This is a genomic window from Staphylococcus kloosii (assembly GCF_003019255.1).
GTDB lineage: Bacteria > Bacillota > Bacilli > Staphylococcales > Staphylococcaceae > Staphylococcus > Staphylococcus kloosii.
The window spans coordinates 2607050-2630191 of the sequence record NZ_CP027846.1; the positions used below are offsets into that span (position 1 = coordinate 2607050).

Genomic DNA, 23142 nt, shown 5'->3' on the forward strand with positions numbered 1-23142 from the left:
TTTTCTGTTTCACGGCGCATCAAAAAAGTTGAAACTTGCGTATCAACTCAAATTAATATTTATTACTTTATAATATTAACAATGCAGACCTTTAATATTTTTCTAATTAATAATACCATAGCTGAACTCATTTTGCTTAACTCTTTTCTATAAAACATAGGTTAAATACTTCAATTGAACTTTAAACAAAATAAGTAGCAATTTTTCGCTATCCATTGTAGCACGTCGCACCTATTTTTGATAACAACATGCTTCATTCTTAAATAAAAATAAGATTTCATATAAAAAATTATCGTAACAACAACTTTTTATATGAAACCTTATATTTAAACTGTATCTAATTTCTTCGCAAAAATAATTCTACCTGATGATGTTTGTAATAAGCTAATAACTTCTAAATCAATATGTTCGCCAATATGCTTTTTAGCATTATCCACAACGACCATTGTTCCATCATCTAAGTAACCTACCGCTTGGCCAGATTCTTTACCCATTTTAGTTAACAATAGGCTAAAGCGATCGCCTTGATGTACATTTGGCTTGATTGCTTCAGATAAATCATTAACGTTTAATGCTTGTATACCTTGCACATGACAGACTTTGTTTAAATTAAAATCTGTTGTTATCACATGGGCTCTATAATGTTGTGCTAATTTGATTAACATCGCGTCAATATCACTATGTGTTTTTGTAGGATGAATAATTCTTGTCGGATGATCTGTATCATACAGTTCATTTAAAATATCCAAACCGCGTTGTCCTTTTTCACGTTTAACGCTATCATTCGCATCGGCTACAATTTGAAGTTCATTAATAACGCCTTGTGGAATTAAAATTTCACCATCTATAAAACCACATTTAATTATATCTACAATTCGCCCATCTATAATCGCACTTGTATCAATAATTTTAGGCACCGCATTTCTTGCATTAATCGACATTGAACGCGCCATATTTTCAGGTAAAAACAGCAACATTTCATCACGTTTTTTTAATCCGAATTGGAAACCTAAATAGCCTAAAACAATAGTAATAATAATTGGCACAAAATGATTTAAGACATTATTCCCGATAATTTGAAAAATAAATGATATCATTACTGAAATTAACAGACCGATAATAAGTCCAATCGTCGCAAATAATATTTCCACCGCGCTTTGACGCATAAAAGTTCGCTCTAATTCTTTCATTCCTAAAGTGATTTTATTAATAAACCACCCAAAAATTAAAAAGAACAAAATAATACCAATGAGACCAGTAAAATAGCTATTTGTTAATAATGCTATATCTCCTAAACCAGCATCAGTAGTGATGGCCGGAATAAAATATACACCTAAACTTGCACCTAATATGATATAGCACAAGATTACAATGAATTTTACCATATTCACACTAGTAATCTCCTTTCTGCAAAATGTTCATCCATCTATATCGTTATGAATCGACTCATTTTGTTTAATTTATCTTAGTTTTTTAAAGCATGTTTTAAAGCTTCGTGGACACTTTTTACGCCTACCACTTTTATGTTATCTGGGAATGTCCAACCACCGATATTCGTTTCGGGTATAATAACTTTTTTAAATCCTAGTTTAGCCGCTTCTTGTACGCGTTGTTCTATTCTAGAAACGCGTCGCACTTCACCAGTTAGTCCAACCTCGCCTATAAAACAGTCCAACCCATCTACAGCTTTATCTTTAAAACTTGATGCTGTAGCTATTATAATACCTAGGTCAACTGCAGGCTCTGTTAAACGCACCCCACCAGCAACTTTAATATATGCGTCTTGTTGCTGTAATAAATAGTTTTCTTTTTTCTCTAATACAGCCATCAATAAACTTAAGCGATTATGATCGATACCTGTAGCCATTCGTCTAGGATTGTTAAAAGTAGTTGGAGTGACTAAAGCTTGTACTTCTATCAATAAAGGTCTAGTCCCTTCCATAGTTGATACAATCGTAGAACCGGGTACATTTGTCGAACGTTCTTCTAAAAACATTTCAGAAGGATTTTTGACACCTTTCAACCCGCTCTGTTTCATTTCAAAAATACCCATTTCGTTCGTAGAACCAAAACGGTTTTTCACGGCTCTTAAAATACGATAAGCATGGTGTTCATCGCCTTCAAAATATAATACCGTATCAACCATATGTTCAAGTAAACGTGGGCCGGCAATTTGCCCTTCCTTCGTCACATGGCCAACGATAAATGTAGCAATATTCATTTGTTTAGCAATATTCATAAGACTTTGGGTACTTTCTCTAACTTGAGACACTGAACCCGGCGCAGAACTGATTTCCGGATGAAATATTGTTTGAATCGAGTCCACAACAATCATATCTGGTTGGATTTGTTTTACCGTTTCATGAATAATTTCTAAATCTGTTTCTGCAAATACATTTAACTGACTAGAATCCTCCTCTAATCGTTCGGCTCTTAACTTCGTTTGATTTAGAGATTCTTCACCTGTTATGTATAAAATATTATAGTCTTGAGATAAGGCAGCACAGATTTGTAATAATAAAGTGGATTTCCCTATACCTGGGTCCCCACCAATCAATACTAATGAGCCACTAACCACACCGCCACCGAGCACTCTATTAAATTCATCTGATTTACTTTTAATTCTAGGTGTCGTTTCATGGCGAACCTCATTTAACTTTTGCACTTTAGATGATGTTGCCTTGCTTCGCACACCATGCTTCGGACTGCTTTCTTTCTGTGCTATACTCTCTTCCATTTGATTCCATGCACCGCAGTTCGGACATTTTCCCATCCATTTCGGAGATTGATAGCCACATGCCATACATTCATATATTACTTTCTTTTTGGCCAAATTTGCACCTCCAACTTTATATAGAACAAATCTATTTTATACTTCTCTTTCTTTAAAGACAAATCAAAATACAATTCCTTTTAAAAATCATATCAGCACTTTCTAATGTATACACAATTAATTCATAAAAGATAGTTCTATTTATTTATATTTTGATCTTTAAAATAATTTTATTAATAATAGCATATTCGGAAATCACGAGTTATTGCAAACACTTTTTTATACAAATGAATAAGGATATGAACAACAGTCTTAATTTTATAATAGGATTTTATAATCTCGCCCAAGCAAAGATAACTAGCGTTAAAAGAAGTTTAGTACAAGCATATTTTCAATTCAGTCATTTACTGCCCATATAAAAATAGAGCCTGAAGACACTATCGTGTCTCAGACTCTTAAATTCAATACTTTCTACCTCATCATAATACTTAATTTGGAAAGGTTAAATGAAGCGTATATTCATTTAAGTCTGTCCATTTTTTACATATTATGACTCTGTTGTTTCTTTAGTTTTGCTAGCTTTTTTACGTTTTTTGATGTCGTATTTAAATTCTTCACCATCATGATCAATAACAACATCTTTACCTTCAATTTTGTTTCCGTCTAAGATTAATTCACTTAAATTATCTTCGACAGTTTTTTGAATTGCTCTAATTAATGGTCTTGCACCGTATTCAGGATCATATCCTTCTTCGGCAATTTTTTCTTTCGCTTTTTCAGTAACTTGGATATTAATATCTTGTTCTGTTAAGCGATCAGTTAATTTATTAACCATCATTGTAACAATTTCTTTCAATTCGTCTTGGTCTAATTTGTGGAAGACGATTGTATCATCTACACGGTTCAAGAATTCTGGGCGGAACGCATTTTTAAGTTCTTTTAACATTGTTTTACGAATAGTTTCGTATGCTTGGCCTTCTGCTGCACCACCGAAACCAGCAAAACGTTGGTCTTGTAATTCTTGTGCACCGACGTTAGAAGTCATAATGATTACTGTATTTCTGAAGTCTACACGACGACCTTTTGTATCTGTAAGATGTCCATCATCAAGTACTTGTAACAAGATGTTAAATACATCAGGGTGTGCTTTTTCGATTTCATCAAATAGGATAACTGAATATGGTTTACGTCTAACTTTTTCAGTTAATTGACCACCGTCATCGTGACCTACATAGCCTGGAGGAGCTCCGACTAAACGACTCACAGCGTGTTTTTCCATGAATTCACTCATGTCTACACGAATCATCGCATCTTCTTCGCCGAACATTGATTCAGCTAATGCACGCGCTAATTCTGTTTTACCAACACCAGTTGGTCCTAAGAAGATAAAGCTACCGATTGGACGTTTAGGATCTTTTAATCCGGCACGTGCACGTCTAACAGCTTTACTAATTGAATTAACAGCTTCTTTTTGACCAATAACTCTTTCGTGAAGAGAATCTTCTAAGTTTAATAGACGTTGAGATTCTGTTTCATTAATACGAGTTAATGGAATGCCAGTCCATCCAGCAATAACTTCTGCGATGTCTTCTTCTGATAATGATGTACTTTCACCATTTTGTGTGTTTTTCCAATTATTGTTAGCTTCTTCGTATTGTTTTTCTAACTTAGTCTGTTTATCTCTTAAGTTAGCTGCATTTTCGAATTCTTGTGCATGTACTGCAGCATCTTTTTCATTTTTAACTTGCTCAATTTGTTGTTCGATTTCTTTTAAGTTTGGTGGCGTAGTATGACTTTTGAGTCTTACTTTTGAACTTGCTTCATCAATTAAATCAATCGCTTTGTCTGGTAAGAAACGATCAGAAACATAACGGTTACTTAATTTTACTGCTGCTTCTACCGCTTCATCTGAAATGTTGATACGGTGATGTGCTTCATAACGATCACGTAAACCTTTTAATATTTCTACTGTATCTTCAACAGTTGGTTCGTCGACTTGAACTGGTTGGAAACGACGTTCAAGTGCCGCATCTTTTTCGATGTTTTTACGGTATTCATCTAATGTTGTCGCACCAATACATTGTAATTCACCACGAGCTAACGCTGGTTTTAAGATATTAGAAGCATCGATTGCACCTTCTGCACCGCCAGCGCCTACAAGTGTATGCAATTCGTCAATAAATAGAATGACGTTACCAGCTTGGTGAATTTCTTCCATTACTTTTTTCAAACGTTCTTCGAATTCGCCTCGATATTTCGTACCAGCGACTACTGTACCCATATCTAATGACATAACACGTTTGTTTTTCAACGTTTCAGGGACTTCATTATTAACGATTGCTTGTGCTAATCCTTCTGCAATCGCTGTTTTACCAACACCAGGTTCACCAATTAATACTGGGTTGTTTTTAGTACGACGGCTAAGTACTTCGATAACACGAGTAATTTCACTATTTCTGCCAATTACAGGGTCTAATGTACCGTCTTTTGCGATAACTGTTAAATCACGCGCTAAACTATCTAGCGTTGGTGTGTTATTTGATTTATTTGCTTGTGCATTTTTGTTATTCATTTCAGGGCTACCTAATGCTTTAACAACTTGAGCACGCGCTTTGGTAATATTTAAATCTAAGTTGGCAAATACGCGAGCAGCTACGCCTTCATTTTCACGAATTAAACCTAATAAGATATGCTCTGTACCGACAAAATTGTGGTGTAGTTTTCTTGCTTCATCCATAGATAATTCGATTACTTTTTTCGCTCTAGGTGTGTAGTGCAATGCACCCATTTGCTCTTGGCCATGACCGATAAGTTTTTCAACTTCTTCGATTACTTTCTCTTCAGTAATATCGAATGACTCTAAAACTTTTGCTGCGATGCCTTCTGGTTCTTTCATTAAACCTAAAAGCAAATGCTCCGTACCGATATTAGAATGGTTTAAACGGATTGCTTCTTCTTGTGCATGTGCTAATACGCGCTGCGCACGTTCTGTAAGTCTTCCAAATAACATAAACGAGACCTCCTATTTTATATGCTTTCTCAATATATCTGATCGTTTTTCATTTACTGATTTATCGTCTTCACTATCTAATAAAAACGCAGATTGAATAGCTATCATTAATTCATTAAACTTAAAGTCTTCTAGTTCAATATAACCTAAATCGATACCTAATTTCACTTCACTCAATCTGAAAGATGCTTCTTCCATTGAAATCAGTCTACTATATTTCAAAACGCCTAATGCACGATAAACTCTATCTAACGTTTCAACATGATTATGGCGATTGAGTTGTTCACGAATTTGTAATTCTTCGTTAATAATTTGTTGCACTACTTCTGCTAAGCTATCTATAATTTCTAATTCTGTTTTACCTAAAGTTAATTGATTAGAAATTTGATAAATATGACCATAAACTTGTGAACCTTCACCGTATATACCTCTAATCGTAAATCCAAAACGATTTATCGTTTGAGCAATACGGTTCATTCGTTTCATGATTGACAGTCCGGGTAAATGGAGCATTACACTTGCTCTTAAACCTGTACCAATATTAGTTGGACAAGTTGTTAAATAACCTAAACTTTCATCAAAACTAATGTCTAATTCTTGATCTATTTGGTCATCTACTTCAGAAGCCTTTTCAAATAACGTATGCAACGATAAATCATTCCCCATTGCTTGAATGCGCAAATGATCTTCTTCGTTAACCATTAAACTTAATGATTCGTCTTCATTTAACAGTACCGCTGCCGCAGGTTGTTTGATTAATTCAGGGCTTATAAGATGTTTCGCAACGAGTTTGTATTTGCTTTGCTGATCCATAGTATCTAGTCTTTGCAATGTTAACTCGGGAAGCGCATCTTGAACTTCATTGATGACTCTTTCGCCTTCTTTTTCAGAAGGATACATGAGTGGGTGTACATGATTGTCTAAGTTACGCGCGAGTCTAATTCTTGAGGACATTACTACGGGTTGTTCTGCTTCGTCGCGCATCCATTCACTAATATGTGAATTAATTTCCTTTTCGCTCATCACGTGACACCTCGCTATCTGTCTTTAATGCTTTAATTTCATCCCTAACTACTGCAGCTTGTTCAAATTCTTGTTCTTCTATCAAATGATTTAAATAATTTGTTTTTTCTTCAATTTGCTTTTTTAATGCTAACTTTTTATAAGACGAGTGTGGTGTTTTACCGGTATGTTCAAATTGACCACCTTGGACACGTCTAACTATATCTATAATGTCTTCTTTAAATGTGTCATAACAATCGGCACAACCAAACTTACCTACATGCGCTATATCTCTTAATGTCATTTGGCAAGTTGGACATCGTTTTGCTTCTTTAAAAGTAATTTCATCAAAGTTGATACCATGTTTGGAAGCAAGGTGTTGCAGAATTTGTTTTACAACGAATGCGCCTTCGATATCGTCTTGATGACTTTCTATTTGCTTATCTTGAGTCCAAGGGTTACCACCTTGTGCGCATGTTGAACATACCCACTTTTCTTGTATACCGTCTTGGCCTTTAACCGATAATTTTACTTCTGCCTCATTTAAATGGCAATTTTCACATAACACGGTTATCACCTCGCCTTAATAGTAATTAATTATTGGTAGTAAACGTTTTAAAATGTTAGCTCGAATAATATCTCTAGCTACAATATCCATTTTTAAAGTTTCTCTATCAATGACTGCATTAATCATTTTTGCTTCTCTTTCTGTAATATAGGACTTTTCTAATAAACCATCTATAATATAGTACGCTTGTTGTTGTGAAATAGAAGGACCAATAATTTGAAGTAAGTGATTAATATAACCAGTTTCATCTTTATTTTCAATTTTAGTGATTCGGATATATCCTCCGCCACCTCTTTTACTTTCTATTTCATAACCATGTTTATTAGTAAAACGTGTTTTAATCACATAGTTTAATTGTGAAGGAACACAGTCGAAGCGTTGTGCAACATGTGCACGTTGTATTTCAACAGCGTCTTCATCGGTGTCTTCAAATAACTTTTTAATGTATTGTTCTATGATGTCTGACATATTATGCATGATTATCACCTCTTTTTGACCTTCTTTGACTATATTATATGACCAACTTTGACCTTTTTCAACCAATATGATTTAAAAATTTTTATTATCTATGTTACTAATATTACTTTTAATGTATTATAGATGTTAAGAAAAAAATAAAGGGATGAGAACATTATGCACATTATCATTGGCTTGATTGGGATTGTAGTATTTTTGGCACTGGCTGTACTATTTAGCTCAGATAGAAAAAATATTCGTTGGAAATATGTCGGCTTACTATTACTTATACAATTAGTTTTTGCATTTATTTTGTTAAAAACAAAATTCGGTATAACTTTTATTGGCGGTATATCTGACGGCTTCAATTATTTATTAGCAAAAGCAGCTGAAGGTGTTAATTTCGTCTTTGGTGGATTTGAATTTGTAGATCCTAAAAACCCACCATTCTTCTTCAATGTATTATTACCAATTGTCTTTATTTCTGCTCTGATTGGTATTTTACAATATACGAAAATTTTACCTTTAATCATTAACGTTTTAGGATTCTTAATTTCTAAAATCAATGGAATGGGACGTTTAGAATCATATAATGCTGTTGCCGCAGCAATTCTCGGACAATCAGAAGTATTTATTTCATTAAAAAAAGAATTGGCATACATACCTAAACAACGTTTATATACACTAACTGCTTCTGCGATGTCTACGGTTTCCGCTTCAATTATTGGTGCTTATTTTACATTAATTGAACCAAAATATGTTGTTACAGCAGTAGTATTAAACTTATTTGGCGGTTTCATTATTGCTTCAATTATTAACCCTTATCGTGTTGATGAAAAAGAAGACAAATTAATCGTTCAAGAAAGTGAAACACATAAGCAATCATTCTTCGAAGTTTTAGGAGAATATATTTTAGATGGTTTTAAAGTAGCAGTTATCGTTGGCGCAATGTTAATTGGTTATATTGCCATTATTGCATTACTTAACGGTGTCGTTAGTGCAATTTTCACTGGCGTGTCTGGTGGTCACATTCACTGGGATTTCCAAACTTTAATTGGTTTTGTATTTGCACCATTTGCCTTTTTAGCCGGAGTACCATGGGGAGATGCAGTTCAATCTGGGTCAGTTATGGCGACAAAACTGTTATCAAATGAGTTCGTTGCAATGCAAAGCTTAGGGAAAGCAACTGGCATGAGCGAACACGCTAAAGGTATCGTTTCAGTATTCGTAGTTTCATTTGCAAACTTCAGTTCTATCGGTATCATTTCTGGTGCTATTAAATCGTTAAACAACGAAAAAGGTGACATGGTTGCTCGTTTCGGTCTTAAATTACTATTCGGTGCAACACTAGTGTCATTTATTTCAGCAGCAATTGCTGGCTTCTTTATCTAATTACTAAAAAGAGTGATCATAATGGATTAATTCCACTATGACCACTCTTTTTTTTCGTTATTAAACTTTTTCAGTTATTGCTGGACGTACAATATTTTCAATAAAATAGTTCGTTACTCTATAGTCATCTGTTAATTCTGGATGGAAAGATACTCCTAAATATTTACCTTCTTGAACAGCTACAATTTTGTCGCCTACTGTACTTAATACATCGACATTATCGCGAACACTTTCAATATGTGGTGCTCTTATAAATACACCTTCAATATCTTCTGCTATACCTTTAATGTCTAACTCGGATTCAAAACTGTCTACTTGTCTTCCAAAAGAATTACGTTGTACGGTAATATCTAATTTATTCAAATAGCCTTCTTCTCCAACGATATCTTTTGCCAAGACAATTAAACCTGCGCATGTACCAAACATCGGTAAACTTGATTGTTGTAACGCATCTTTAAAACCATATAAGTTCATCAAACGACGTAATGTAGTTGATTCACCACCCGGTAATATTAGTCCATCAATATCTTCAAGTTGCTCAACACGTTTAATAGCTACGCCTTCATGTCCGCTTAATTCAATGTGACGAATATGTTCTCTGACTGCACCTTGAAGCGCTAATACACCTATCTTCATATTACCAACCACGCTCTTGCATACGTTCTTCTAAAGAAAGTTGGTTAACATCTAAGCCTTTCATAGCAGTACCTAATTCTTTAGATAAACGACCGATTAATTCATAATCTTGGTAATGTGTTGTAGCTTGTACAATTGCTTTAGCGAATTTTTCAGGGTCTTCTGATTTAAAGATACCTGAACCAACAAACACACCATCTGCACCTAATTCCATCATTAATGCAGCATCTGCTGGTGTTGCTACGCCACCTGCAGCAAAGTTAACTACTGGTAAACGACCATTATCTTTAATTGATTTTAACACTTCATATGGTGCACCAATATTTTTAGCTTCAGTCATAATTTCATCATCATTCATTACAGTTAAACGACTTACTTCTGAATTAACTTGGCGAATATGTCTAACAGCTTCAACGATATTACCTGTTCCTGGTTCCCCTTTTGTTCTTAACATTGCAGAACCTTCACCAATACGACGTGCTGCTTCTCCTAAATTTCTACAACCACATACGAATGGTACTGTGAATTGATCTTTTAATAAGTGATATTCTTCATCAGCTGGAGTTAAAACTTCTGATTCATCTATATAATCTACCCCCATTGATTCTAATACACGTGCTTCTGTAATATGACCGATACGTGCTTTTGCCATTACAGGTATAGAAACTGCATTCATTACTTCTTCAACGATTTTAGGATTAGCCATTCTTGCTACGCCGCCAGCTGCTCTTATATCAGATGGAACACGTTCTAATGCCATTACTGCAACGGCACCTGCATCCTCAGCGATTTTTGCTTGTTCTGCATTAACAACGTCCATGATAACGCCGCCTTTTTGCATTTCAGCCATTCCTCTTTTGACTCTTTCTGATCCGGTAATTTTAGACATTTACATTTACCCCTTTACTTAGTTGATTAAATTCATTTTAAAAGATAAACTGGTATTTAAAAAGGTACAATTTAAAATAAAATTAAGGGGTCAGTTTATGAGTAAACAAACACTATATATTAATTTATATGAGTCACTAAAGCAACAAATCATTGAAGGCCAGTATGCTTCTAATGATAAATTCCCTTCTAAAAGAGCACTGGGTGAACACTTGTCGGTCAGTAATACAACTATAGAACACGCTTATCAATTATTATTGGATGAAGGCTTTATTTACTCTAAACCACGTTCTGGCTATTTCGTCTCAGATATAGAATCTTTACCGGTTATTTATAAAAATCAACCACAACAATCTTATGAAATTAATAATAATGATAGTACAAACACAACTGATACTAATTATAAATATGCCTTCAATATGTCAGAAATTGACCCTGAATATTTTCCGATGCAACAATTTAGAAAATATGCACGTGATGTTTTTGAAGATAATGAAATCGACTTATTACAGCATCGAAGTTTAGAAGGATTATGGGAATTAAGACAACAAATCGCTCATTATCTTTTTAATAGTAGAGGTGTGAGTAGTCATCCAGATCAAATTATTATTGGCAGTTCAACCGAACAATTAATTAATTTAGTCACTGATATTTTAGAAAAAGCTTCATTCATAATTGAACATCCAAGTTACCCACCAATTAAACAAGTACTCGATAAAAAGCAAATAAATTATATCCAAGTACCTGTAACACAAACAGGCATCGACATTGATACCTTTAAAGATAGTAATAATAATATTGCCTATGTGACACCTTCTCATCAGTTTCCAACTGGTTACGTCATGAACCTAAAAAAAAGAACCCAACTTATAAATTGGGCTCAGTTAGATGACACTCGCTATATTATTGAAGATGATTACGATTCTGAATTTAGATACTCTGGCAAACCCTTACCCGCTTTACAAAGTTTAGATACAAAAGACAAAGTCATTTATATTAGTACTTTTTCAAAGTCACTATATCCAAGTTGTCGTGTTGCCTACGTCGTCTTACCTAAAAAATTGCTAGAACATTATCATCAATTAACACACAAAGAAGGTAATACCGTCCCTGTTCATATGCAAAAACTCGTAGCCAATTTTATGCAATCCGGTAGTTTCGAAAGACATTTAAATAAAATGAGAACAGTCTACAATAATAAGTTAAGTTATATATTAGAACGTTTAAAACCATACAATGACCAATTACAAATAGAAGGCACATTAACTGGTATGCACTTTACATTAACAGTAACTAATGGTCTTACGTTAGAAGAATGTCTAGCACAAGCTGAAGAAAATTCCTTAAAAATTGTCCCACTTGCCAAATATAATAATGAGGAAATTGCACCAAAATTTATCATTGGTTTCGGTGGTATACCACAATCGGAACTTCAAGCACATACCGATATATTAATTAAATCACTAACAAAGTAAAGTATCACTTCTTGATATAATCAAGTTAGTGATACTTATGCAGTTGCATCAGCAACTGTGATTCTTTGTGTTCCTGAAATTGCGGGATGTAAGTCTGCTACCATCGGCGCTAAGAAGCTTTTTTGGCTTGAGGCAAGCGCTCGCATCTTTCCTCACTTGCGCGCTTCGCTTACTTGCTTACCTGCTCGTAAGCGCGTGGCGCGATGCACTGAGTTCGTCATCTTCAAACGCTTTCTCTACGCCAAAGGGTTTAATGTTTTTATTTTCTATTTATATAAACAGACCTTGCGGTCTTGAAGTGTTTTTTATATTAGTTTAAGAAGTTAAGCTCCTTTTAGGCATAAAAAAAAGAGACCCTCAGGTCTCGGCTCATCGCATCCAATTAATTGCCTGGCAACGTCCTACTCTAGCGGGACGTAAGTCCGACTACCATCGGCGCTAAGGAGCTTAACTTCTGTGTTCGGCATGGGAACAGGTGTGACCTCCTTGCCATTGTCACCAGACAATAATGTATAAAGTTATACATTCAAAACTAGATAGTAAGTAAATATCATTTTACCAATCAAAACATTTAAATTGATTAAGTCTTCGATCGATTAGTATTCGTCAGCTCCACATGTCGCCATGCTTCCACCTCGAACCTATTAACCTCATCATCTTTGAGGGATCTTATAACCGAAGTTGGGAAATCTCATCTTGAGGGGGGCTTCATGCTTAGATGCTTTCAGCACTTATCCCGTCCATACATAGCTACCCAGCGATGCCGTTGGCACGACAACTGGTACACCAGAGGTATGTCCATCCCGGTCCTCTCGTACTAAGGACAGCTCCTCTCAAATTTCCTACGCCCACGACGGATAGGGACCGAACTGTCTCACGACGTTCTGAACCCAGCTCGCGTACCGCTTTAATGGGCGAACAGCCCAACCCTTGGGACCGACTACAGCCCCAGGATGCGATGAGCCGACATCGAGGTGCCAAACCTCCCCGTCGATGTGAACTCTTGGGGGAGATAAGCCTGTTATCCCCGGGGTAGCTTTTATCCGTTGAGCGATGGCCCTTCCATGCGGAACCACCGGATCACTAAGTCCGTCTTTCGACCCTGCTCGACTTGTAAGTCTCGCAGTCAAGCTCCCTTATGCCTTTACACTCTGTGAATGATTTCCAACCATTCTGAGGGAACCTTTGAGCGCCTCCGTTACTCTTTAGGAGGCGACCGCCCCAGTCAAACTGCCCATCTGACACTGTCTCCCACCATGATCAATGGTGCGGGTTAGAAATCCAACACAGCGAGGGTAGTATCCCACCAACGCCTCCACGTAAACTAGCGTTCACGCTTCTAAGGCTCCTACCTATCCTGTACAAACTGTGCCGAATTTCAATATCAGACTGCAGTAAAGCTCCACGGGGTCTTTCCGTCCTGTCGCGGGTAACCTGCATCTTCACAGGTACTATGATTTCACCGAGTCTCTCGTTGAGACAGTGCCCAAATCGTTACGCCTTTCGTGCGGGTCGGAACTTACCCGACAAGGAATTTCGCTACCTTAGGACCGTTATAGTTACGGCCGCCGTTTACTGGGGCTTCGATTCGTAGCTTCGCAGAAGCTAACCACTCCTCTTAACCTTCCAGCACCGGGCAGGCGTCAGCCCCTATACATCACCTTACGGTTTAGCAGAGACCTGTGTTTTTGATAAACAGTCGCTTGGGCCTATTCACTGCGGCTCTCCCGGGCGTTAACCCTAGAGAGCACCCCTTCTCCCGAAGTTACGGGGTCATTTTGCCGAGTTCCTTAACGAGAGTTCGCTCGCTCACCTTAGAATTCTCATCTTGACTACCTGTGTCGGTTTGCGGTACGGGCACCTAATATTCTAGCTAGAGGCTTTTCTTGGCAGTGTGAAATCAACGACTCGAGGAAACAATTTCCTCTCCCCATCACAGCTTGACCTTATGAGTGCCGGATTTGCCTAACACTCAGTCTTACTGCTTGGACGTGCACTCCAACAGCACGCTTCGCCTATCCTACTGCGTCCCCCCATCGCTTAAAACGAATTTAGGTGGTACAGGAATATCAACCTGTTATCCATCGCCTACGCCTATCGGCCTCAGCTTAGGTCCCGACTAACCCAGAGCGGACGAGCCTTCCTCTGGAAACCTTAGTCAATCGGTGGACGGGATTCTCACCCGTCTTTCGCTACTCACACCGGCATTCTCACTTCTAAGCGCTCCACATGTCCTTGCGATCATGCTTCAACGCCCTTAGAACGCTCTCCTACCATTGTCCTACGGACAATCCACAGCTTCGGTAATATGTTTAGCCCCGGTACATTTTCGGCGCAGTGTCACTCGACTAGTGAGCTATTACGCACTCTTTAAATGATGGCTGCTTCTAAGCCAACATCCTAGTTGTCTGGGCAACGCCACATCCTTTTCCACTTAACATATATTTTGGGACCTTAGCTGGTGGTCTGGGCTGTTTCCCTTTCGAACACGGACCTTATCACCCATGTTCTGACTCCCAAGTTAAATTGATTGGCATTCGGAGTTTGTCTGAATTCGGTAACCCGAGAAGGGCCCCTCGTCCAAACAGTGCTCTACCTCCAATAATCATCACTTGAGGCTAGCCCTAAAGCTATTTCGGAGAGAACCAGCTATCTCCAGGTTCGATTGGAATTTCTCCGCTACCCACAACTCATCCGCTCACTTTTCAACGTAAGTCGGTTCGGTCCTCCATTCAGTGTTACCTGAACTTCAACCTGGTCATGGGTAGATCACCTGGTTTCGGGTCTACGACCAAATACTCAACGCCCTATTCAGACTCGCTTTCGCTACGGCTCCACATTTCCTGCTTAACCTTGCATCAAATCGTAACTCGCCGGTTCATTCTACAAAAGGCACGCCATCACCCATTAACGGGCTCTGACTACTTGTAAGCACACGGTTTCAAGTTCTCTTTCACTCCCCTTCCGGGGTACTTTTCACCTTTCCCTCACGGTACTGGTTCACTATCGGTCACTAGAGAGTATTTAGCCTTGGGAGATGGTCCTCCCAGATTCCGACGGAATTTCACGTGCTCCGTCGTACTCAGGATCCACTCAAGAGGGTTATCGTTTTCGACTACAGGATTATTACCTTCTTTGATGTATCTTTCCAGATACTTCGTCTAACAATAACTTTTGTAACTCCGTATAGAGTGTCCTACAACCCCAACAAGCAAGCTTGTTGGTTTGGGCTGTTCCCGTTTCGCTCGCCGCTACTCAGGGAATCGATTTTTCTTTCTCTTCCTCCGGGTACTAAGATGTTTCAGTTCTCCGGGTATGCCTTCTAACATGCTATGTATTCACATGTTGATAACACGACATGACTCGTGTTGGGTTTCCCCATTCGGAAATCTCTGGATCAAAGCTTACTTACAGCTCCCCAAAGCATATCGTCGTTAGTAACGTCCTTCTTCGGCTTCTAGTGCCAAGGCATCCACCGTGCGCCCTTAATAACTTAATCTTTTTGTTTTCAAGTCAAACGCTCGCATTCTGCTTTGTTGCTTCGTCTGATTGTCAGTTGTTTACAGAAGTAAACGCCTTAAATCATCCTCGCAACGCATTGACTGACAAACGTTTTCTTTTGAAAACATCTATCGAAGTCAAACATAACGTCTAACTCAAAACCCAAAATGTTATTAATCTGTGAGTGTTCTTTCGAACACTAGCGATTATTTTAGTTTGAATTCAAGCTTTTAAAAACTCTAATTCACTCGGTTTTGCTTGGTAAAATCTATATTTTACTTACTTATCTAGTTTTCAATGTACAATTTAAAATAAATGGTGGGCCTAAGTGGACTCGAACCACCGACCTCACGCTTATCAGGCGTGCGCTCTAACCAGCTGAGCTATAGGCCCATTTTTAAAGTTTAAATAATAAAATGCTCAAATGAGCATTCAAAACTGAATACAATATGTCTACGTTATTCCGTTTCATCTTCGTAGAAGATGTTCCGAATATATCCTTAGAAAGGAGGTGATCCAGCCGCACCTTCCGATACGGCTACCTTGTTACGACTTCACCCCAATCATTTGTCCCACCTTCGACGGCTAGCTCCATAATGGTTACTCCACCGGCTTCGGGTGTTACAAACTCTCGTGGTGTGACGGGCGGTGTGTACAAGACCCGGGAACGTATTCACCGTAGCATGCTGATCTACGATTACTAGCGATTCCAGCTTCATGTAGTCGAGTTGCAGACTACAATCCGAACTGAGAACAACTTTATGGGATTTGCATGACCTCGCGGTTTAGCTGCCCTTTGTATTGTCCATTGTAGCACGTGTGTAGCCCAAATCATAAGGGGCATGATGATTTGACGTCATCCCCACCTTCCTCCGGTTTGTCACCGGCAGTCAACTTAGAGTGCCCAACTTAATGATGGCAACTAAGCTTAAGGGTTGCGCTCGTTGCGGGACTTAACCCAACATCTCACGACACGAGCTGACGACAACCATGCACCACCTGTCACTTTGTCCCCCGAAGGGGAAAGCTCTGTCTCCAGAGTGGTCAAAGGATGTCAAGATTTGGTAAGGTTCTTCGCGTTGCTTCGAATTAAACCACATGCTCCACCGCTTGTGCGGGTCCCCGTCAATTCCTTTGAGTTTCAACCTTGCGGTCGTACTCCCCAGGCGGAGTGCTTAATGCGTTAGCTGCAGCACTAAGGGGCGGAAACCCCCTAACACTTAGCACTCATCGTTTACGGCGTGGACTACCAGGGTATCTAATCCTGTTTGATCCCCACGCTTTCGCACATCAGCGTCAGTTACAGACCAGAAAGTCGCCTTCGCCACTGGTGTTCCTCCATATCTCTGCGCATTTCACCGCTACACATGGAATTCCACTTTCCTCTTCTGCACTCAAGTCTCCCAGTTTCCAATGACCCTCCACGGTTGAGCCGTGGGCTTTCACATCAGACTTAAGAAACCGCCTACGCGCGCTTTACGCCCAATAATTCCGGATAACGCTTGCCACCTACGTATTACCGCGGCTGCTGGCACGTAGTTAGCCGTGGCTTTCTGATTAGGTACCGTCAAGGTGCGCACAGTTACTTACGCACTTGTTCTTCCCTAATAACAGAGCTTTACGATCCGAAGACCTTCATCACTCACGCGGCGTTGCTCCGTCAGGCTTTCGCCCATTGCGGAAGATTCCCTACTGCTGCCTCCCGTAGGAGTCTGGACCGTGTCTCAGTTCCAGTGTGGCCGATCACCCTCTCAGGTCGGCTACGTATCGTTGCCTTGGTAAGCCGTTACCTTACCAACTAGCTAATACGGCGCGGGTCCATCTATAAGTGATAGCAAAGCCATCTTTCACTGTAGAACCATGCGGTTCTACATGTTATCCGGCATTAGCTTCGGTTTCCCGAAGTTATTCCAGTCTTATAGGTAGGTTACCCACGTGTTACTCACCCGTCCGCCGCTAACGTCAAAGGAGCAAGCTCCTTATCTGTTCGCTCGACTTGCATGTATTAGGCACGCCGCCAGCGTTCATCCTGAGCCAGGATCAAACTCTCCATAAAAAATTATGATGTTTGATTAGCTCATAAATACTAATTGTGTGTTATCTCTAACACGTTTAAACCAACGATTATATCGTTGCGTTTGGAATTAACGTTGACATATTGCAATTCAGTTTTCAATGTTCATTTGTTTAATCAACAAGAATTAATTATACAGACAATAACTTTCAAAGTCAATAACTTTTTTTCTTTTTGATGAAACTTCCATAAAAAAATGACCTTACGGTCTTAAAAATGGAATTGCCTGGCAACGTCCTACTCTAGCGGGATGTAAGTCCGACTACCATCGGCGCTAAGGAGCTTAACTTCTGTGTTCGGCATGGGAACAGGTGTGACCTCCTTGCCATTGTCACCAGACAATGATGTATAAAGTTATACATTCAAAACTAGATAGTAAGTAAATATCATTTTACCAATCAAAACATTTAAATTGATTAAGTCTTCGATCGATTAGTATTCGTCAGCTCCACATGTCGCCATGCTTCCACCTCGAACCTATTAACCTCATCATCTTTGAGGGATCTTATAACCGAAGTTGGGAAATCTCATCTTGAGGGGGGCTTCATGCTTAGATGCTTTCAGCACTTATCCCGTCCATACATAGCTACCCAGCGATGCCGTTGGCACGACAACTGGTACACCAGAGGTATGTCCATCCCGGTCCTCTCGTACTAAGGACAGCTCCTCTCAAATTTCCTACGCCCACGACGGATAGGGACCGAACTGTCTCACGACGTTCTGAACCCAGCTCGCGTACCGCTTTAATGGGCGAACAGCCCAACCCTTGGGACCGACTACAGCCCCAGGATGCGATGAGCCGACATCGAGGTGCCAAACCTCCCCGTCGATGTGAACTCTTGGGGGAGATAAGCCTGTTATCCCCGGGGTAGCTTTTATCCGTTGAGCGATGGCCCTTCCATGCGGAACCACCGGATCACTAAGTCCGTCTTTCGACCCTGCTCGACTTGTAAGTCTCGCAGTCAAGCTCCCTTATGCCTTTACACTCTGTGAATGATTTCCAACCATTCTGAGGGAACCTTTGAGCGCCTCCGTTACTCTTTAGGAGGCGACCGCCCCAGTCAAACTGCCCATCTGACACTGTCTCCCACCATGATCAATGGTGCGGGTTAGAAATCCAACACAGCGAGGGTAGTATCCCACCAACGCCTCCACGTAAACTAGCGTTCACGCTTCTAAGGCTCCTACCTATCCTGTACAAACTGTGCCGAATTTCAATATCAGACTGCAGTAAAGCTCCACGGGGTCTTTCCGTCCTGTCGCGGGTAACCTGCATCTTCACAGGTACTATGATTTCACCGAGTCTCTCGTTGAGACAGTGCCCAAATCGTTACGCCTTTCGTGCGGGTCGGAACTTACCCGACAAGGAATTTCGCTACCTTAGGACCGTTATAGTTACGGCCGCCGTTTACTGGGGCTTCGATTCGTAGCTTCGCAGAAGCTAACCACTCCTCTTAACCTTCCAGCACCGGGCAGGCGTCAGCCCCTATACATCACCTTACGGTTTAGCAGAGACCTGTGTTTTTGATAAACAGTCGCTTGGGCCTATTCACTGCGGCTCTCCCGGGCGTTAACCCTAGAGAGCACCCCTTCTCCCGAAGTTACGGGGTCATTTTGCCGAGTTCCTTAACGAGAGTTCGCTCGCTCACCTTAGAATTCTCATCTTGACTACCTGTGTCGGTTTGCGGTACGGGCACCTAATATTCTAGCTAGAGGCTTTTCTTGGCAGTGTGAAATCAACGACTCGAGGAAACAATTTCCTCTCCCCATCACAGCTTGACCTTATGAGTGCCGGATTTGCCTAACACTCAGTCTTACTGCTTGGACGTGCACTCCAACAGCACGCTTCGCCTATCCTACTGCGTCCCCCCATCGCTTAAAACGAATTTAGGTGGTACAGGAATATCAACCTGTTATCCATCGCCTACGCCTATCGGCCTCAGCTTAGGTCCCGACTAACCCAGAGCGGACGAGCCTTCCTCTGGAAACCTTAGTCAATCGGTGGACGGGATTCTCACCCGTCTTTCGCTACTCACACCGGCATTCTCACTTCTAAGCGCTCCACATGTCCTTGCGATCATGCTTCAACGCCCTTAGAACGCTCTCCTACCATTGTCCTACGGACAATCCACAGCTTCGGTAATATGTTTAGCCCCGGTACATTTTCGGCGCAGTGTCACTCGACTAGTGAGCTATTACGCACTCTTTAAATGATGGCTGCTTCTAAGCCAACATCCTAGTTGTCTGGGCAACGCCACATCCTTTTCCACTTAACATATATTTTGGGACCTTAGCTGGTGGTCTGGGCTGTTTCCCTTTCGAACACGGACCTTATCACCCATGTTCTGACTCCCAAGTTAAATTGATTGGCATTCGGAGTTTGTCTGAATTCGGTAACCCGAGAAGGGCCCCTCGTCCAAACAGTGCTCTACCTCCAATAATCATCACTTGAGGCTAGCCCTAAAGCTATTTCGGAGAGAACCAGCTATCTCCAGGTTCGATTGGAATTTCTCCGCTACCCACAACTCATCCGCTCACTTTTCAACGTAAGTCGGTTCGGTCCTCCATTCAGTGTTACCTGAACTTCAACCTGGTCATGGGTAGATCACCTGGTTTCGGGTCTACGACCAAATACTCAACGCCCTATTCAGACTCGCTTTCGCTACGGCTCCACATTTCCTGCTTAACCTTGCATCAAATCGTAACTCGCCGGTTCATTCTACAAAAGGCACGCCATCACCCATTAACGGGCTCTGACTACTTGTAAGCACACGGTTTCAAGTTCTCTTTCACTCCCCTTCCGGGGTACTTTTCACCTTTCCCTCACGGTACTGGTTCACTATCGGTCACTAGAGAGTATTTAGCCTTGGGAGATGGTCCTCCCAGATTCCGACGGAATTTCACGTGCTCCGTCGTACTCAGGATCCACTCAAGAGGGTTATCGTTTTCGACTACAGGATTATTACCTTCTTTGATGTATCTTTCCAGATACTTCGTCTAACAATAACTTTTGTAACTCCGTATAGAGTGTCCTACAACCCCAACAAGCAAGCTTGTTGGTTTGGGCTGTTCCCGTTTCGCTCGCCGCTACTCAGGGAATCGATTTTTCTTTCTCTTCCTCCGGGTACTAAGATGTTTCAGTTCTCCGGGTATGCCTTCTAACATGCTATGTATTCACATGTTGATAACACGACATGACTCGTGTTGGGTTTCCCCATTCGGAAATCTCTGGATCAAAGCTTACTTACAGCTCCCCAAAGCATATCGTCGTTAGTAACGTCCTTCTTCGGCTTCTAGTGCCAAGGCATCCACCGTGCGCCCTTAATAACTTAATCTTTTTGTTTTCAAGTCAAACGCTCGCATTCTGCTTTGTTGCTTCGTCTGATTGTCAGTTGTTTACAGAAGTAAACGCCTTAAATCATCCTCGCAACGCATTGACTGACAAACGTTTTCTTTTGAAAACATCTATCGAAGTCAAACATAACGTCTAACTCAAAACCCAAAATGTTATTAATCTGTGAGTGTTCTTTCGAACACTAGCGATTATTTTAGTTTGAATTCAAGCTTTTAAAAACTCTAATTCACTCGGTTTTGCTTGGTAAAATCTATATTTTACTTACTTATCTAGTTTTCAATGTACAATCTTTGAATACTCTATGAGCATTCAAAACTGAATACAATATGTCTACGTTATTCCGTTTCATCTTCGTAGAAGATGTTCCGAATATATCCTTAGAAAGGAGGTGATCCAGCCGCACCTTCCGATACGGCTACCTTGTTACGACTTCACCCCAATCATTTGTCCCACCTTCGACGGCTAGCTCCATAATGGTTACTCCACCGGCTTCGGGTGTTACAAACTCTCGTGGTGTGACGGGCGGTGTGTACAAGACCCGGGAACGTATTCACCGTAGCATGCTGATCTACGATTACTAGCGATTCCAGCTTCATGTAGTCGAGTTGCAGACTACAATCCGAACTGAGAACAACTTTATGGGATTTGCATGACCTCGCGGTTTAGCTGCCCTTTGTATTGTCCATTGTAGCACGTGTGTAGCCCAAATCATAAGGGGCATGATGATTTGACGTCATCCCCACCTTCCTCCGGTTTGTCACCGGCAGTCAACTTAGAGTGCCCAACTTAATGATGGCAACTAAGCTTAAGGGTTGCGCTCGTTGCGGGACTTAACCCAACATCTCACGACACGAGCTGACGACAACCATGCACCACCTGTCACTTTGTCCCCCGAAGGGGAAAGCTCTGTCTCCAGAGTGGTCAAAGGATGTCAAGATTTGGTAAGGTTCTTCGCGTTGCTTCGAATTAAACCACATGCTCCACCGCTTGTGCGGGTCCCCGTCAATTCCTTTGAGTTTCAACCTTGCGGTCGTACTCCCCAGGCGGAGTGCTTAATGCGTTAGCTGCAGCACTAAGGGGCGGAAACCCCCTAACACTTAGCACTCATCGTTTACGGCGTGGACTACCAGGGTATCTAATCCTGTTTGATCCCCACGCTTTCGCACATCAGCGTCAGTTACAGACCAGAAAGTCGCCTTCGCCACTGGTGTTCCTCCATATCTCTGCGCATTTCACCGCTACACATGGAATTCCACTTTCCTCTTCTGCACTCAAGTCTCCCAGTTTCCAATGACCCTCCACGGTTGAGCCGTGGGCTTTCACATCAGACTTAAGAAACCGCCTACGCGCGCTTTACGCCCAATAATTCCGGATAACGCTTGCCACCTACGTATTACCGCGGCTGCTGGCACGTAGTTAGCCGTGGCTTTCTGATTAGGTACCGTCAAGGTGCGCACAGTTACTTACGCACTTGTTCTTCCCTAATAACAGAGCTTTACGATCCGAAGACCTTCATCACTCACGCGGCGTTGCTCCGTCAGGCTTTCGCCCATTGCGGAAGATTCCCTACTGCTGCCTCCCGTAGGAGTCTGGACCGTGTCTCAGTTCCAGTGTGGCCGATCACCCTCTCAGGTCGGCTACGTATCGTTGCCTTGGTAAGCCGTTACCTTACCAACTAGCTAATACGGCGCGGGTCCATCTATAAGTGATAGCAAAGCCATCTTTCACTGTAGAACCATGCGGTTCTACATGTTATCCGGCATTAGCTTCGGTTTCCCGAAGTTATTCCAGTCTTATAGGTAGGTTACCCACGTGTTACTCACCCGTCCGCCGCTAACGTCAAAGGAGCAAGCTCCTTATCTGTTCGCTCGACTTGCATGTATTAGGCACGCCGCCAGCGTTCATCCTGAGCCAGGATCAAACTCTCCATAAAAAATTATGATGTTTGATTAGCTCATAAATACTAATTGTGTGTTATCTCTAACACGTTTAAACCAACGATTATATCGTTG

At 40.7% G+C, this 23142-nt stretch carries 10 protein-coding genes, 1 tRNA gene and 6 rRNA genes; 2 read left to right on the top strand and 15 right to left on the bottom strand.

The window, feature by feature from the left end; genetic code table 11:
• Positions 1-326 precede the first annotated feature (326 nt).
• The 6 genes from C7J89_RS13035 to C7J89_RS13060 all read right to left on the bottom strand — a co-directional run bounded on the left by C7J89_RS13035 (position 327) and on the right by C7J89_RS13060 (position 7830).
• Positions 327-1391: a PIN/TRAM domain-containing protein gene (locus C7J89_RS13035; RefSeq protein WP_061855473.1), complete on the bottom strand. Its 1065-nt coding sequence runs from the start codon at positions 1389-1391 to the stop codon at positions 327-329.
• 74 nt (positions 1392-1465) lie between these two features.
• The gene (radA, locus tag C7J89_RS13040) at positions 1466-2833 is read right to left on the bottom strand and encodes a DNA repair protein RadA (RefSeq protein WP_103294583.1); all 1368 of its coding nucleotides are present in this window, start codon (positions 2831-2833) and stop codon (positions 1466-1468) included.
• A gap of 487 nt (positions 2834-3320) precedes the next feature.
• Positions 3321-5783 (bottom strand): ATP-dependent Clp protease ATP-binding subunit, encoded by a 2463-nt coding sequence (locus C7J89_RS13045; protein WP_061855475.1) that lies wholly within the window; start codon positions 5781-5783, stop codon positions 3321-3323.
• 12 nt (positions 5784-5795) lie between these two features.
• Positions 5796-6806 carry a protein arginine kinase gene (locus C7J89_RS13050; protein WP_103294584.1) on the bottom strand — a complete coding sequence of 337 codons (1011 nt, stop codon included), beginning with the start codon at positions 6804-6806 and terminating at the stop codon, positions 5796-5798.
• The gene (locus C7J89_RS13055) at positions 6787-7353 is read right to left on the bottom strand and encodes a UvrB/UvrC motif-containing protein (protein WP_103294585.1); all 567 of its coding nucleotides are present in this window, start codon (positions 7351-7353) and stop codon (positions 6787-6789) included. The genes C7J89_RS13050 and C7J89_RS13055 overlap by 20 nt, the downstream gene beginning before the upstream one ends.
• A 15-nt stretch (positions 7354-7368) precedes the next feature.
• Positions 7369-7830, bottom strand: coding sequence for a CtsR family transcriptional regulator (locus C7J89_RS13060; protein ID WP_061855478.1), 462 nt, complete (start codon positions 7828-7830; stop codon positions 7369-7371).
• 156 nt (positions 7831-7986) lie between these two features.
• Here C7J89_RS13060 and C7J89_RS13065 point away from each other — a divergent pair, with 156 nt between their 5' ends.
• Positions 7987-9201, top strand: a complete 1215-nt coding sequence (locus C7J89_RS13065; protein ID WP_061855479.1) for a NupC/NupG family nucleoside CNT transporter — start codon at positions 7987-7989, stop codon at positions 9199-9201.
• Positions 9202-9261: 60 nt separating this feature from the next.
• On the opposite strand, the gene pdxT is transcribed toward C7J89_RS13065, so the two are convergent.
• Both pdxT and pdxS read right to left on the bottom strand, forming a co-directional pair.
• The gene (gene pdxT / locus C7J89_RS13070) at positions 9262-9837 is read right to left on the bottom strand and encodes a pyridoxal 5'-phosphate synthase glutaminase subunit PdxT (protein WP_103294586.1); all 576 of its coding nucleotides are present in this window, start codon (positions 9835-9837) and stop codon (positions 9262-9264) included.
• 1 nt (position 9838) lies between these two features.
• Positions 9839-10726: a pyridoxal 5'-phosphate synthase lyase subunit PdxS gene (gene pdxS / locus C7J89_RS13075; RefSeq protein ID WP_061855481.1), complete on the bottom strand. Its 888-nt coding sequence runs from the start codon at positions 10724-10726 to the stop codon at positions 9839-9841.
• 97 nt (positions 10727-10823) lie between these two features.
• Here pdxS and pdxR point away from each other — a divergent pair, with 97 nt between their 5' ends.
• Positions 10824-12200 carry a MocR-like pyridoxine biosynthesis transcription factor PdxR gene (gene pdxR / locus C7J89_RS13080; RefSeq protein WP_103294587.1) on the top strand — a complete coding sequence of 459 codons (1377 nt, stop codon included), beginning with the start codon at positions 10824-10826 and terminating at the stop codon, positions 12198-12200.
• A gap of 388 nt (positions 12201-12588) precedes the next feature.
• Here the strand turns inward: pdxR and rrf (C7J89_RS13085) are convergent.
• The 7 genes from rrf (C7J89_RS13085) to C7J89_RS13115 all read right to left on the bottom strand — a co-directional run bounded on the left by rrf (C7J89_RS13085) (position 12589) and on the right by C7J89_RS13115 (position 23063).
• Positions 12589-12703: ribosomal RNA gene (gene rrf / locus C7J89_RS13085) — 5S ribosomal RNA — on the bottom strand.
• A gap of 73 nt (positions 12704-12776) precedes the next feature.
• Positions 12777-15699: ribosomal RNA gene (locus tag C7J89_RS13090) — 23S ribosomal RNA — on the bottom strand.
• A gap of 318 nt (positions 15700-16017) precedes the next feature.
• Positions 16018-16094 (bottom strand) — tRNA-Ile (locus C7J89_RS13095).
• Positions 16095-16205: 111 nt separating this feature from the next.
• Positions 16206-17757, bottom strand: a 16S ribosomal RNA gene (locus tag C7J89_RS13100).
• 242 nt (positions 17758-17999) lie between these two features.
• Positions 18000-18114: ribosomal RNA gene (gene rrf / locus C7J89_RS13105) — 5S ribosomal RNA — on the bottom strand.
• Positions 18115-18187: 73 nt separating this feature from the next.
• A 23S ribosomal RNA gene (locus C7J89_RS13110) occupies positions 18188-21110 on the bottom strand.
• Positions 21111-21511: 401 nt separating this feature from the next.
• Positions 21512-23063 (bottom strand): 16S ribosomal RNA (locus C7J89_RS13115).
• Together the 16S, 23S and 5S rRNA genes with 1 tRNA gene alongside form the textbook arrangement of a ribosomal RNA operon.
• Positions 23064-23142 lie beyond the last annotated feature (79 nt).